Here is a 12,569-nt window from a genome sequence, read left to right on the forward strand (position 1 = left end):
AAAAATTGCACTTAATTTAAGGTGATTTACTATATATGCCGGCAAAGGTGAGTCCTGCGAAACTCACAGTCAACAATGCCTAATCCTAATGGGATTTTACAAAAACTATTGCATATTTCAGCTCTTTAGTTTATTTTGATTAGCAAACTATGTACAGAATTAATGGATTATTAAAATGGGAATTACCGTATTAAAAAACGAAGGATTGGATTTTCATGCAAGAATCTCTACTCCTTTAAGTGAGATAGATGACGATATTCAAAAAGAATTACTTGATTTAACCAAAAAAGTTAAAATAGCGGGTTTTAGAGCCGGTAAAGTACCGGTTTCAATTGTTAAGAAAAAATACGGTACTTCCGTCAGGAATGATATAATAGAAAGAAGAATTAACCATTCGGTAAATCACGTTATTAAAGAGCATAATCTAAATATAATCGGTAGACCCAAAATTGAAGAATTACAAAACGAACCCGATAAAGCTTTAGAATTTACCGTAAAAATAGAGCTATTACCTAAAATTACTATTCCGGATTTAAAGAAAATCTCACTAGATCGTCCAAAATTAGAAGTAAACTCTAAAGATGTTGAAGAACAACTAGAAAAACTTGCCGCATTAACAAAAAGCTATACCAAAGAAAGTAAAGCAAAAATAAAAGATGGAGATCAGGTTACTATTGATGCAATCGGATACCTCAAGGATGAAGCTTTTGAAGGCGGTAAATTAAATGATTTTAAGGTAGTAATAGGTAGTAATACACTTATTCCAGGTTTTGAGAAACAATTAATAGGTTCTAAAACAGGTAGTGAAGTAGATGTTAATGTTACTTTTCCTGAAAATTACCATGCTAAAGATTTAGCAGGTAAAGATGCTCATTTTGCAGTACAAATTAAAGCAGTACATACTGCAGAACCTACCGTTATTGATGAGGAGTTTGCTAAAAAATTCCAAAGTAATAGTCTTGAAGAATTGCGTACACATTTTACTAAACAAATAGAAAATGAGTCGGAAGAAGCTATTAATACTATAATGAAAATGAACTTATTTGATAAGTTAGAAAAATTGTTAGATTTTGATGTACCGGAATCTTTATTAGAGCAAGAAAAAAATATTCTAAAGTCCGAAACCGATAAAAATGACCAAGATGAATCATTATTAAAAGATAAATCCTCTAAAGAAATAACAGAATATTATAATAAATTAGCCCTACGCCGTGTGCGAATAGGCTTATTACTTGCTGAATATGCAAAATCTAAAAATTTGCAATTAGAGCCTGATGATTTAAGAAAAGTTATTATGCAACAAGCACGTAATTTTCCTGGGCAGGAAAATATGATATTTGATTTTTATAAAAATAATCCTAGAGCAATTGAAGGACTTAAAGGTCCTGCCTTAGAAGATAAAGTTGTACAATATATATTTAATAACGAAATAAAGCTTAAAGAAAAGAAATATACTAAGGAAGAGCTAGAGAAATATCTAGAGGCAGAAGAGTAACGTATTACTTTGATTTAAAGTTTACCGTTTTTTTCATTCTTGCAAAAACAGGAATACAGTGCTTTTTTTGTGTCCGTGGCTTGACCACGGGCTCTTGTGTCACAGGCTGTATCCTGAGATCCCGCAATCAAGTTGCGGGATGACATTAAAGATTACTATTAATAATATTAGTGTCTTAAATTGTATTTCTGGATCCCGTGGTCAAGCCACGGTATGACATTGAACGGGTTTTTCGATCCATGCAACTAATACCTAACAGTATTACTCCTGATTTTTATAGTCTTTAAAGCCAGTTTAACTATTTTATTTACTCCGGTATTAGTGTAGGTAGAGATAGGAAAAACTTCTTTATTAGTAGCTTTCTGTAACTTATTTATTTTTTCTTGTATTTCCTCATCGGTAAGAACATCACATTTATTAAGACATATGATTTCGATTTTATTTTTTAGATAATCGGAATATGATTCAAGCTCAAGACGTACCGTATTATAATCTGCAACTACATCATTACTAGAGCCGTCTATTAAATGTATTAATACATTACATCTTTCTATATGCTTTAAGAATTTATCGCCAAGTCCGTGACCTTGATGAGCTCCTTCGATCAAGCCAGGAATATCGGCTATAACAAACTCTTCGTCATCAACATACACCACTCCAAGATTCGGCACTAAAGTAGTAAAGGGATAATCGGCAATTTTAGGCTTGGCTGCCGTTACAACCGATAAAAAAGTAGATTTACCGGCATTTGGAAGACCCACAAGCCCAACATCAGAGAGAAGTTTTAAGCTTAAATGAATCCACATTTCTTCGGCAATTTCTCCTTCCGTACGCTTTCTTGGAGCTTGATTAACCGACGTTTTGAAATGACTGTTACCAAGACCGCCACTTCCTCCTTTAATTATTTCAAAGCTTTGGTCATCTTCAGTAAAGTCATGCAATAATATATTGCCGTCCTCGGAAAAGATTTGAGTACCGATGGGAACATCAAGAACTAACGATTTTCCTGATTTACCACTTCTATTTGAACCTTTACCGCTTTCACCGTTTTCTGCGGTAAAATGCTGTTTATATCGATAATTTACTAGCGTATTAAGATGGTGATTACTCCTGAAAATAACACTACCGCCACGTCCACCGTTACCACCGTCCGGTCCGCCTCTGTCAATAAATTTCTCACGATGGAAACTAACACAACCATTGCCGCCGTTCCCACCTTGTATATATATTTTAACTTCATCAATAAAATTCATATGATTTATATTTTCAACGTCATTGCGAGGAGCGAAGCGACGTGGCAATCTCATCAAATCTCTTGAGATTGCCACGCTCCTTGCAGTCGCTCGCAATGACGACAATGTTTACCTCTCCCGAATACCCTTATACTCTCTATGTGCATAACCGGTGTAAAGCTGTCTTGGTCTACTGATTTTTTGTTCAGGGTCTTCGTGCATTTCTTTCCATTGTGCCATCCAGCCTACGGTTCGTGCTATTGCAAAAAGTACCGTGAACATTTGCGACGGTATACCCATAGCTTTATAGATAATACCTGAATAAAAATCAACATTTGGATATAATTTTCTCTCAATAAAATATTCATCTTTAAGAGCGATAGCTTCAAGTTCTATTGCTATTTGTAAAAGCGGATTATTTTCTAACTGTCCGAGTTCCTTTAATACTTCTTTGCACGTTTCTTTAAGTACTGCGGCACGCGGGTCATAGTTTTTATATACACGATGACCGAAACCCATTAACCTAAACGGATCATTTTTATCCTTAGCTTTAGCTATATATTTAGGGATATTCTCAGAACTACCGATTTCTTTAAGCATATTTATTACCGCTTCATTAGCCCCGCCGTGAGCAGGTCCCCAAAGTGAGGCAATACCCGTGCTAATACAAGCAAAAGGGTTAGCTCCGGATGAACCGGCAATTCGAACTGTTGAGGTAGAAGCATTCTGCTCATGGTCTGCATGTAGGATAAATATCTTATTAAGAGCATTTTTTATTATTGGATTTACTTTATATTTCGTACAATGCGTTGTAAACATCATATGCAGAAAATTTTCGGTAAAATCTAACGAATTATCAGGATAAATAAACGGTTGCCCTATAGAATATTTATAAGACATTGCGGCGATAGTAGGTATCTTAGCAATCATTCTAATAGCAGTAAGTTCGTAGTCTGCTTCCTTAAAATTCAATAAATCAGGATAAAATGCCGAAAGAGAACCGACAGCCGCAAGCATAATAGCCATAGGATGAGAAGAGCTACAAAAGGTTTGAAATAAATAATGTAATCTTTCATTCACTAATGAATGATGAGCAACCTGTTTAGTGAAATTATTATACTGCTCGCTACTTGGTAGTTCCCCATAAATCAGTAAATATGCTACTTCTAAAAAATCACTTTTTTCAGCTAAATCTTTAATATCATATCCTCGATGCCGCAAGATTCCTTTATCACCGTCTATATAGGTGATAGTAGACTGACAAGAAGCAGTAGACATAAAGCCCGGGTCGTAAGTAAAGCAATCGGCTTCTGCAGATACCCTACTTATATCGATTACATCCTCACCGATACTTGCTTTAAGTATCGGTAATTTAAATATTTTTCCTCTGATTTTTAATTCGGCAAATTCTGAATCATTATTATTTTCATTGGTCATATGGATATACCTTATTTTTATACATCAGTAAGTATAACCCTAATTTAATGAAATTAGAAATGAATTATGATTTATTAGGATTTAAAAATTTTCTTTGATATCTTACTCAACTTGCAAGGTTAATGAAAATTTAAAACGCACATGCTTCTACTTTCAACTGCAAACCTAAAGCGTTTAATAAAGATCCTATATTGTCGAAACTTGGATTACCTTTGCTAGATAACATTCTATATATATGTTGTCTATTTATATGAGCTTCTTTAGAGATTTTTGCTATACCTCCTTTTGCTATAATGGTTTCTTTTAAAGTAGCCAAAAATAGCTCCTTATTATGATCCACAAAATATTGCTCTAACGCTTCATTAATATATCCTACTAATATTTCCTCATTTTGTAATTTTTCTTTTAAATAATCTGTAAACTTTTCCATATAACACCCTCAATTTCGTTTATAAACTTCTTCTATTATTTCTAAGGCTTTTTTAATATCTTTGCCTTGAGTATCTTTATTACCTGCATTTAATAGCAGAATAATTTTATTATCTTTTTCAGTAAAATATATTCTATAACCTTTGCCAAAGAAAAACCTAAGCTCATATAGCCTTCCTTTTATCTGTTTGTAATCACCATAAATTCCATATTCTAAGCGAACTAATCTATTAAGAATTCTACTATGCGTCTCGATATCTAATTTTTCTAACCAATCTTTAATATAAGATTTACCATTTTCTGTTATAAAAAATTGTATTTGTTTAGTTTTTTGCATATTAAGCTTAACTAGAGACGATTACATTGTCGCATATATACAACTAATTGTCCAGTAGAAAATTATTTTAAAAAGTACGTGAAACTGTGAGTACGAGATTAATGTACAAGTTATGCAAGAAGTCTATTATTTACTAAATACTCCTTAATCTTGAGTAAATCATACCAAGAGGTTCGTTTTTGCATAGGTTGGCGTAATAGATAGGCAGGGTGGAAGATTGCCGTAGTTTGAATAGGAGCGGATAGATATTTATTGGTATAAAAATAATATTCTTGTCTAATTTTAGTAATACCTGAATTTTTTCCAAGTAAGCTAGTTGCAGCCGTGCTACCGACTAGAATAATTAGCTTCGGGTTAATAAGAGCGATATGCTTCTCAACGAAAGGTCTACAAATATCGACTTCTTCGAGTGTCGGTTGTCTATTAGCAGGAGGACGCCAAAATACCGTATTCGTAATATAAGCGTTATTTTTTCGTGAAATTCCGATAGCGTGCAGCATATTATCAAGTAAATTGCCACTTTCACCGCAAAAAGGTATGCCTTTTAAATCTTCGATACTTCCCGGGGCTTCGCCTATTAACATAATTTTAGCTTCCAAATTACCGTCACCGAAAACCGTATTAGTAGCAAATTTCTTAAGTTCACAACCATTAAAATTTAGTAGAGATTCTTTTAGTTCTTCGATATTATTAGCTTTATCGGCAAGAGATCTTGCTAGGGTTATATTATCATGAACTTTATCATTAGAAATCTTCCCAAACTCTACTTCTAGAGGTAATTTATACGTCGATCCGGTACTCGAATCCTCACGTACGCTTGTGTACGCTGTGGTTCTGTGTTCCGTGTCTCCTTTAAATTTGGAAAGATTTCTATTCATATTGAATGCAGTTTCTTTTGTAGGCATAAGTTTTACTTGTGGCTTTTCAGTTAGCTTGGTATTATTACTCACTTTTAATTTCGGTGGATGTTCATGGCAATAATATTCAACACCGATTGCACTTAACCATTTAAGCGTATTATTCATTATCTTAAAATAACATATGTTAGCATATAATGTACCGAACGAACTAAATAATATAAGACTTGATAAAGCTTTATCACAACTTCTTGAAAATGTTTCTAGAAACCAAATTCAAAAATCTATTAAAAGTTCTTGCGTACAAGTTAATGATGTAATTATTTCTGATCCTGATGTTTTGGTCAAGGAGAATGATGTTATATTATTTTCTTTTAAAGAACCTGAAGAGCTAAAAATTGCAGCAGCAAATATAGCACTTAATATAATTTACGAAGATGATGATTTGATAGTAATTAACAAAGCTGCAGGTATGACGGTACATCCTGGAGCAGGGCATCATGATGATACACTTGTTAATGCATTACTTTATCATACGAAGAATTTATCGGATATCGGTTCATCAGAAAGACCCGGGATAGTACATCGTTTAGATAAGGACACTACCGGTTTGATGGTAGTTGCTAAAAATAATAAAGCACATATGTTGCTTGCAAATCAGATAGAGCAAAGACAGGTAATACGGAAATATAAAGCGTTAGTGTGGGGAGTAATTAATCCGCTAGAAGGAGTCATTAAGAATAATATCGGTCGTAGCCGAAGCGATCGTCAAAAAATGACCATATTAAAATATGGCGGTAAAGAAGCCGTTACGCATTACAAGACTCTAGAATTGTTTTACAGCGGTACTATTAGTATGGTAGAGTGCAAGCTTAGTACGGGCAGAACTCATCAAATTAGAGTACAGCTAAGCCATTTAAAACATTCGGTAGTCGGCGATCAAACTTATGGCAATAACGACCGAAAAATTGCTCATTCTCCCCCTGAACTAAAAGCAAAATTAATTGATTTTAAGCGTCAAGCCCTACATTCTTGGTATTTAAGTTTTACTCATCCGACTAGTAATGAGATTATGGAATTTTCTTGTGAGCTGCCAAGGGATATGGGGAGATTATAACTGATAATAAATCTTCTAACATATTTAGTGAATTTACCGAACTTAAAAAACGAGTACCGTTAGGTAGTGTAGATGAGATTTTAGAAATGAAAAATTTTGGCAGAAAATAAAACTTTCCATGCAATGTTCTATAAAGCAAATTCTTAGTAATGCTACAGATAAATTAAATAAAATCGGTATTAGTTCGCCGCAATTAGAAGCACGAATTTTACTACGGCATGTTATAAATAAACCTATTGAGTATTTGCTTATTAATCTTGATGAGCAGTTAAATGAAGCCGAGATAGAAGCTTTTGAAAAACTGTTAGAGAGAAGATTAAAGCATGAACCGATAGCGTATATTACAGGTGTTAAAGAATTTTACTCACGTGAATTTATTGTTAATAAACATGTATTAATTCCAAGAAGCGATACTGAAGTTTTGGTGAGAATAGTTCTAGGGTTACTCAAACCGTCATTGCGAGCGACTGAAAGGAGCGTGGCAATCTCAGGGATTTTGCCTGAGATTGCTTCGTCGACGCCTATGGCGTCTTCTCGCAATGACGAATACACAAAAATCCTAGAACTTGGGACAGGTAGCGGCTGTATTGCTATAAGCCTATTATGTGAGTTACCGAATGCTAATGTAATTGCGACCGATATAAGTCTTGATGCTATAGAAATTATCAAAAGTAATGCGGCAAAATATGAGGTAATGGATCGTTTGCAAGTTATTCATAGTGATTGGTTTGAAAATCTAGGAAAGCAAAAATTTGATCTTATAGTTAGCAACCCACCCTATATATCTCACAGCGAAAAATCAGAGATCGCAATTGAAACAATCAATTATGAACCGTCTATTGCTTTATTTGCTGAAGAAGACGGCTTACAGTGTTATAAAACAATCGCCGGAAATGCCAAACAATTCTTAAAACCAAACGGTAAGATTATATTAGAAATAGGGTTTAAACAGGAAGAAGCGGTAACTCAAATTTTCTTAGATCAGGGTTATAATATTGAAAATGTTTACAGGGACCTACAAGGTTACAGTAGGGTAATATTATTTTCTCCTATCAATTTGAATAGGTCATACGCAAGACGCATCGGTAAAAACTTGTCAGGAGTGCAACAGAATTTATTAGATAACGAACTACCAAAATATTTATTTTCTAAAGAAAAGCTTGTAAATGAAAAACGTAAAGTATTTCTTGAGATAGGCTTTGGTATGGTGAGCATTTCATTAATCAAGCTAAAATGAATCCTAATGCACTTTTTATTGGGGTAGAGGTATATTTAAACGGAGTTGTAAATGTTTTAAAACTTGCGGGTGAACATAATATCACGAATTTTTTATTATTCCCTAATAATTTGGATTTAATATTAAATGAGATACCAAGTAATAGCCTTGATGGAATTTATATTTTATTTCCTGATCCATGGATAAAAAATAAACAAAAAAAGAAACGTATTTTCAATAAAGAACGACTTAAGGTTTCACAAGATAAGCTAAAAGACAACGGTAATTTAGTATTTGCTTCCAATATCGAAAATTATTTTTATGAAGCAATAGAGTTAATACAGCAGAACGGTAATTTTGAAATTATAAATAAAAATGATTATTTAAAACCGCACGATAACTATGTAATGACCAAATATCATAAAAAAGCTATTAAGGCGAATAGAACGCCGAAATTTATGATTTTGCAGCACGTTTTAGGCGATCATTAATTGCAGCCCCTATATTCACTTGAGGTATCGGAGCAACTGCTATACTGCTTACATCATGAGCTGCAGCATAATCGTCAAGAATTCTTAAATAAGCATAAAGATTTGCAGCAGCTTCTATAAGATTACCTTTGGCACTTAAATTTAACGAAAATTTTCCCGTAAGATTACTATTGCCAAAATTTAATCCGATTTCTTTATCCTCTAAATTTATAGCATTTAGCCTAACCGGTACTTTTGGTGAATAGTGTTTAGCAAGCATTCCCGGAGCTTTTATAGTACTTGTCTCTGATGCTTTTAAAACTTTTACCCCTAGTACTTCTTCTAAAATTTCAGCAGTTATAAACCCTTCTCTAAGAATAGTAGGAGTAACAGTTGTTGTATCGATTATCGTTGACTCTAGCCCATATTCAGATTGATAAATTTCAGGTGCTAAAATAAAGATTTCTGCGTTTTCTGAAAAATGTTTTGTAACATGCTCGACGTTAGTCGGACTAATATAGTTTGAGGGGTTAGCACTTGGGGCAGCTATAGGTAAGCCTGATTGTCTGATAAGCTCTAATGCTAGTGGATAAGACGGCATTCGAATCGCTATTGTATTAAGCCCTACCGTTACGCTAGGAGCAATATTTGCATTCACTTTTAAAGGGACAACTATAGATAACGGTCCAGGCCAAAATTTTTCTGCTATTTTTGTAGCTAAATCGTTAAACTCCCCTATTTCTTTTGCTTGCTCTATGGATGCGACATGCACGATAAGCGGGTTAATAGCAGGACGATTTTTGAACTGAAAAATCTTTAAACATGCCTCATTATTTGTAGCATCCGCTCCAATCCCATAGACTGTTTCAGTTGGCAAAACAACCACTTTACCTGATTTTATATATTCAACGGCTTTACTGATCATTAATTTAGTTATTTTGGTTTTGTTATATCTGCTTCTTGATGTCATTCCTAGCTAAAAGCGGCGTTGTTGCATGGCTTATTTATGTCATTCCCGCTTTTGCGGGAATGACATAGGAAAGTTTGATCATAAGCGGTTAAACTTAGCTATTTTATGGAATAATTCACAAGTATTTTGTAATAACGATAAACGATTTTGAGCGATCTTTGAATCAGAGTCATTAACGAGTACATTATCAAAAAAGCTAGTAATCGGAGTTAATAGAGATGATAATAAATTTAAGGCTCTCTTATAATCTTTATCAGCTATACTATCTATAATTTGCGGAGAAATTTTTTGGATTACTTCAAATAATTCTTTTTCAGGTTGTGTAATAAAGAGACTTGCATCAACTAAGCCGGTAATTTTCTGACCATCAATTATATTGCTAGCTCGTCTGTAAGCGTTTAATAATTGCCTTCCTGCATCTTCTATTAAAAATTCTTTTAACGCATCAAGCTTAAATTTTGTATCCACTAAATTTAAATCAAGAACTGCATTAATTAACGCAATATCATAGTCATTTTTAAAGTAAAATTTTACTCTTTCTTCAAAGAAAGATATTATTAAATCCTTATTTTTATCAGATGAATCTTTATATAAGTTTATAGAAAAATTAATTAAGCTATTTAAATGTAATTCTAATTTATTCTCAAGTATTATTCTTATTATACCAAGAGCTTGACGTCTTAAGGCATATGGATCACCTGAGCCTGTCGGAGCTTCGCCTGCTATCATCAAACCTACTAAACTATCTAGCTTATCGGCTAAAGCAAGCAAAGCAGCATTTCCGCTCGGTACATTATCATTAAGTCCTTGAGGTTTATAATGGTCTTTAATTGCTGTGGCTACTTCTTCATTTAACCCTTCATGCTTTGCATAATAATAACCCATAATACCTTGCAACTCAGGAAATTCTCCGACCATCTCGGAAACAAGGTCACTTTTGCAAAGTTTCGCTGCCGTAATTAAATCTTTATTATTTGGAGCTATATGCTTACAAATTTTAGTTATACGCTCCACTTTTTCTCTTAAATTACCAAGTTCTGCATGAAATGTTACAGCTTCTAATTTGCCTAATCTTGATTCTAAAGTTTTAGCTATATCCTGCTTATAAAAATATAAAGCATCCGAAAGACGTGCAGATAGTACTTTTTCGTTACCTTTAATAACGAGGTCAGCATTTGCAAATCTACCATTACTGACAAAGAGAAAATACGGTGCGAAATTTCCTGTTTTATCAAATAAACAAAAATATTTCTGATGCGTACGCATCGAAGAAATAAGTACTTCTTTAGGTAACTCTAAAAATTTTTGTGGGATTTTTCCAAGTAACACAATGGGAAATTCACTAAGCCCTGCTACTTCTTCGATTAAACGATTATCTTCTTTTATGTTTAGATTATGAGAATTTGCCCGTTCCAGTAAACCGGTTTTAATTACTTCTTCTCTCTTTGTTCTCTCTAAAATAACATGATTTTCTAAAAGCTTATTTCTATAATCTTCAAAATCTGTTACTTCTAATTTTTTATTATCAGTAAGACGATGCCCGTACGTAATATTATTAGCGGTTAAATGCCCAAATTGCAGTGGTAGTACTTCACCGTCAAATATACATAAAATATTTCGTAACGGTCTAATCCATTTTATTTTGTAATTGCCCCAAAACATCGATTTTGCCCAGCTATATTTATTAATAGCCTCTATAATAATCTCCGGCAAAATCTCTTTTATTTCTCTTTCTTCTGTTTTTTTGACAAAGAAATAATATAGCTGATTATTAATTAATTTAGTAGAAAGCTCTAATTTACTAACATTATGAGCTTTACAAAAACCGTTAATAGCAGCTTCCGGTGCTTCCGTGCTAGGCCCTTTAATCTCGAGTTCTTTTGATAACGTTACTTTCGGCAAGTGAGTAGCATGCAACGTTATTCTACGAGGCCCTGCAAATACTTGTACTTTTGCAAATATTTCGTTTTCTTCAAAAATTTTCGTGAATATGTTTAAATAACCCTCTTCAGCATTTTTTTGCATTAATGCAGGTATTTCTTCACTAAATAACTCTAATAATAATTCACTCACCACTTAACTCCAACCATTTTATACAACAAATTCTAGCTAAATGACGTACTCTTAAAACATAAGAAGCACGCTCAGTTACACTAATCACACCTAATGCATTTAGTTGATTAAATGCATGACTTGCCTTAAGGCATTCATCATAAGCCGGCATAGGTAAATTAGCTTTAATTAATCTCTCACACTGTTCTTCGCTATCCTTGAAATGTCGCAGTAACATTTCACTATCGGCAAGCTCTAAATTATATTTTGAAAATTGCCGTTCAGCTTCGAAATCCACTTCACCGTATTTTAAAGCTTTTTCGCCTACTTGCCCGTTCCAATCAAGCTCTTTTACTTCATCAACACCTTGAATATATAAAGCAAGCCTCTCGAGTCCATAAGTGATTTCACCGGCAACGGGACGGCATTCAATACCGCCGATTTGCTGCATATAAGTAAATTGCGATACTTCCATACCGTTACACCATACTTCCCAGCCAAGCCCGGCAGCACCTAAGGTTGGCGACTCCCAATCATCTTCAACAAATCTGATATCATGAATTTTTAAATCTATGCCTAAACATTCTAAACTTTTAAGATATAGCTCTTGAATATTATCCGGCGAGGGTTTTAAGATAACCTGAAATTGATAATAATGTTGCATTCTATTAGGATGCATGCCATACCTGCTATCCCCTGGTCTTCTTGATGGCTGAACATATGTAACAGACCAAGGTTTGGTACCAAGGCAGCGAAGCACAGTTGCAGGGTGAAACGTACCGGCTCCGACATGGGCATCGTAAGGCTGCAATATTGCACAACCGTAATCCTGCCAGTAATTTTGCAAAGCTAGTATAATTTGCTGAAATGATAGTTTTTTCATAAAAAATGCATTGTCATACCGCGACTTGATCGCAGTATCTAATAAAATCAATATAAATTATTTGTATATTTAAA

10 protein-coding genes and 4 pseudogenes are annotated in these 12,569 nt (G+C 33.8%); 5 read left to right on the plus strand and 9 right to left on the minus strand.

Going from position 1 to position 12,569, the window contains the following annotated elements; genetic code table 11:
• The first annotated feature begins 175 nt into the window (after nt 1-175).
• Both tig and REIP_RS10695 read left to right on the plus strand, forming a co-directional pair.
• Complete coding sequence (tig, locus tag REIP_RS02045) at nt 176-1,495, plus strand: trigger factor (RefSeq protein WP_045803694.1); 1,320 nt, start codon at nt 176-178, stop codon at nt 1,493-1,495.
• A gap of 58 nt (nt 1,496-1,553) precedes the next feature.
• Entirely contained in the window at nt 1,554-1,712 is a 159-nt protein-coding gene (locus REIP_RS10695; protein WP_156147394.1) for a hypothetical protein, read from the plus strand.
• Between the two features lie 28 nt (nt 1,713-1,740).
• Here REIP_RS10695 and obgE read toward each other — a convergent pair whose 3' ends face one another.
• The 6 genes and pseudogenes from obgE to REIP_RS13320 all read right to left on the minus strand — a co-directional run.
• A complete protein-coding gene (gene obgE, locus REIP_RS02050) occupies nt 1,741-2,748 on the minus strand; it encodes a GTPase ObgE (protein WP_045804270.1) in 1,008 nt (335 codons plus the stop codon).
• A 108-nt stretch (nt 2,749-2,856) separates the two neighbouring features.
• A complete protein-coding gene (locus tag REIP_RS02055; RefSeq protein WP_045803695.1) occupies nt 2,857-4,164 on the minus strand; it encodes a citrate synthase in 1,308 nt (435 codons plus the stop codon).
• A 130-nt stretch (nt 4,165-4,294) separates the two neighbouring features.
• Nucleotides 4,295-4,594, minus strand: coding sequence for a DNA-binding protein (locus REIP_RS02060; protein WP_008580661.1), 300 nt, complete (start codon nt 4,592-4,594; stop codon nt 4,295-4,297).
• 9 nt (nt 4,595-4,603) lie between these two features.
• The gene (locus REIP_RS02065) at nt 4,604-4,930 is read right to left on the minus strand and encodes a type II toxin-antitoxin system RelE/ParE family toxin (protein ID WP_045803696.1); all 327 of its coding nucleotides are present in this window, start codon (nt 4,928-4,930) and stop codon (nt 4,604-4,606) included.
• 110 nt (nt 4,931-5,040) lie between these two features.
• A pseudogene (locus tag REIP_RS02070) lies at nt 5,041-5,676 on the minus strand (uracil-DNA glycosylase family protein); the annotation flags it as partial.
• Nucleotides 5,677-5,805: 129 nt separating this feature from the next.
• Nucleotides 5,806-5,955: pseudogene (locus REIP_RS13320) on the minus strand (uracil-DNA glycosylase); the annotation flags it as partial.
• A 16-nt stretch (nt 5,956-5,971) separates the two neighbouring features.
• Between REIP_RS13320 and REIP_RS02075 the strand changes: the two are divergent.
• From REIP_RS02075 to trmB, 3 genes and pseudogenes are all read left to right on the plus strand, one after another.
• The gene (locus tag REIP_RS02075) at nt 5,972-6,904 is read left to right on the plus strand and encodes an RluA family pseudouridine synthase (RefSeq protein ID WP_045803698.1); all 933 of its coding nucleotides are present in this window, start codon (nt 5,972-5,974) and stop codon (nt 6,902-6,904) included.
• Nucleotides 6,905-6,918: 14 nt separating this feature from the next.
• Nucleotides 6,919-7,014: pseudogene (locus REIP_RS13325) on the plus strand (type II toxin-antitoxin system prevent-host-death family antitoxin); the annotation flags it as partial.
• An 8-nt stretch (nt 7,015-7,022) separates the two neighbouring features.
• Nucleotides 7,023-8,611: pseudogene (gene trmB / locus REIP_RS02080) on the plus strand (bifunctional peptide chain release factor N(5)-glutamine methyltransferase PrmC/tRNA (guanosine(46)-N7)-methyltransferase TrmB).
• Here the strand turns inward: trmB and REIP_RS02085 are convergent.
• The 3 genes from REIP_RS02085 to REIP_RS02095 form a co-directional block, all read right to left on the minus strand.
• Nucleotides 8,577-9,560, minus strand: a complete 984-nt coding sequence (locus tag REIP_RS02085) for an L-threonylcarbamoyladenylate synthase (RefSeq protein WP_269429003.1) — start codon at nt 9,558-9,560, stop codon at nt 8,577-8,579. The pseudogene trmB and the gene REIP_RS02085 sit on opposite strands and share 35 nt — an antisense overlap.
• Nucleotides 9,561-9,638: 78 nt before the next feature.
• Nucleotides 9,639-11,633, minus strand: coding sequence for a glycine--tRNA ligase subunit beta (glyS, locus tag REIP_RS02090; RefSeq protein ID WP_045803699.1), 1,995 nt, complete (start codon nt 11,631-11,633; stop codon nt 9,639-9,641).
• Entirely contained in the window at nt 11,626-12,495 is an 870-nt protein-coding gene (locus REIP_RS02095) for a glycine--tRNA ligase subunit alpha (RefSeq protein WP_045803700.1), read from the minus strand. Before REIP_RS02095 ends, glyS begins: the two co-directional genes overlap by 8 nt.
• Nucleotides 12,496-12,569 lie beyond the last annotated feature (74 nt).

The sequence above is a fragment of the Rickettsia endosymbiont of Ixodes pacificus genome (genome assembly GCF_000965155.1).
GTDB classification, from domain to species: Bacteria; Pseudomonadota; Alphaproteobacteria; order Rickettsiales; family Rickettsiaceae; genus Rickettsia; species Rickettsia tamurae.

What these genes read in the sequence shown, in the direction of transcription:
- REIP_RS02075 (WP_045803698.1), top strand. Translation starts at nt 5,972, where the DNA reads ATGTTAGCATATAATGTACCGAACGAACTAAATAATATAAGACTTGAT.
- REIP_RS02085 (WP_269429003.1), bottom strand. Translation starts at nt 9,560, where the DNA reads ATGACATCAAGAAGCAGATATAACAAAACCAAAATAACTAAATTAATG.
- tig (WP_045803694.1), top strand. Translation starts at nt 176, where the DNA reads ATGGGAATTACCGTATTAAAAAACGAAGGATTGGATTTTCATGCAAGA.
- REIP_RS02095 (WP_045803700.1), bottom strand. Translation starts at nt 12,495, where the DNA reads ATGAAAAAACTATCATTTCAGCAAATTATACTAGCTTTGCAAAATTAC.
- REIP_RS02065 (WP_045803696.1), bottom strand. Translation starts at nt 4,930, where the DNA reads ATGCAAAAAACTAAACAAATACAATTTTTTATAACAGAAAATGGTAAA.
- obgE (WP_045804270.1), bottom strand. Translation starts at nt 2,748, where the DNA reads ATGAATTTTATTGATGAAGTTAAAATATATATACAAGGTGGGAACGGC.
- REIP_RS02055 (WP_045803695.1), bottom strand. Translation starts at nt 4,164, where the DNA reads ATGACCAATGAAAATAATAATGATTCAGAATTTGCCGAATTAAAAATC.
- REIP_RS02060 (WP_008580661.1), bottom strand. Translation starts at nt 4,594, where the DNA reads ATGGAAAAGTTTACAGATTATTTAAAAGAAAAATTACAAAATGAGGAA.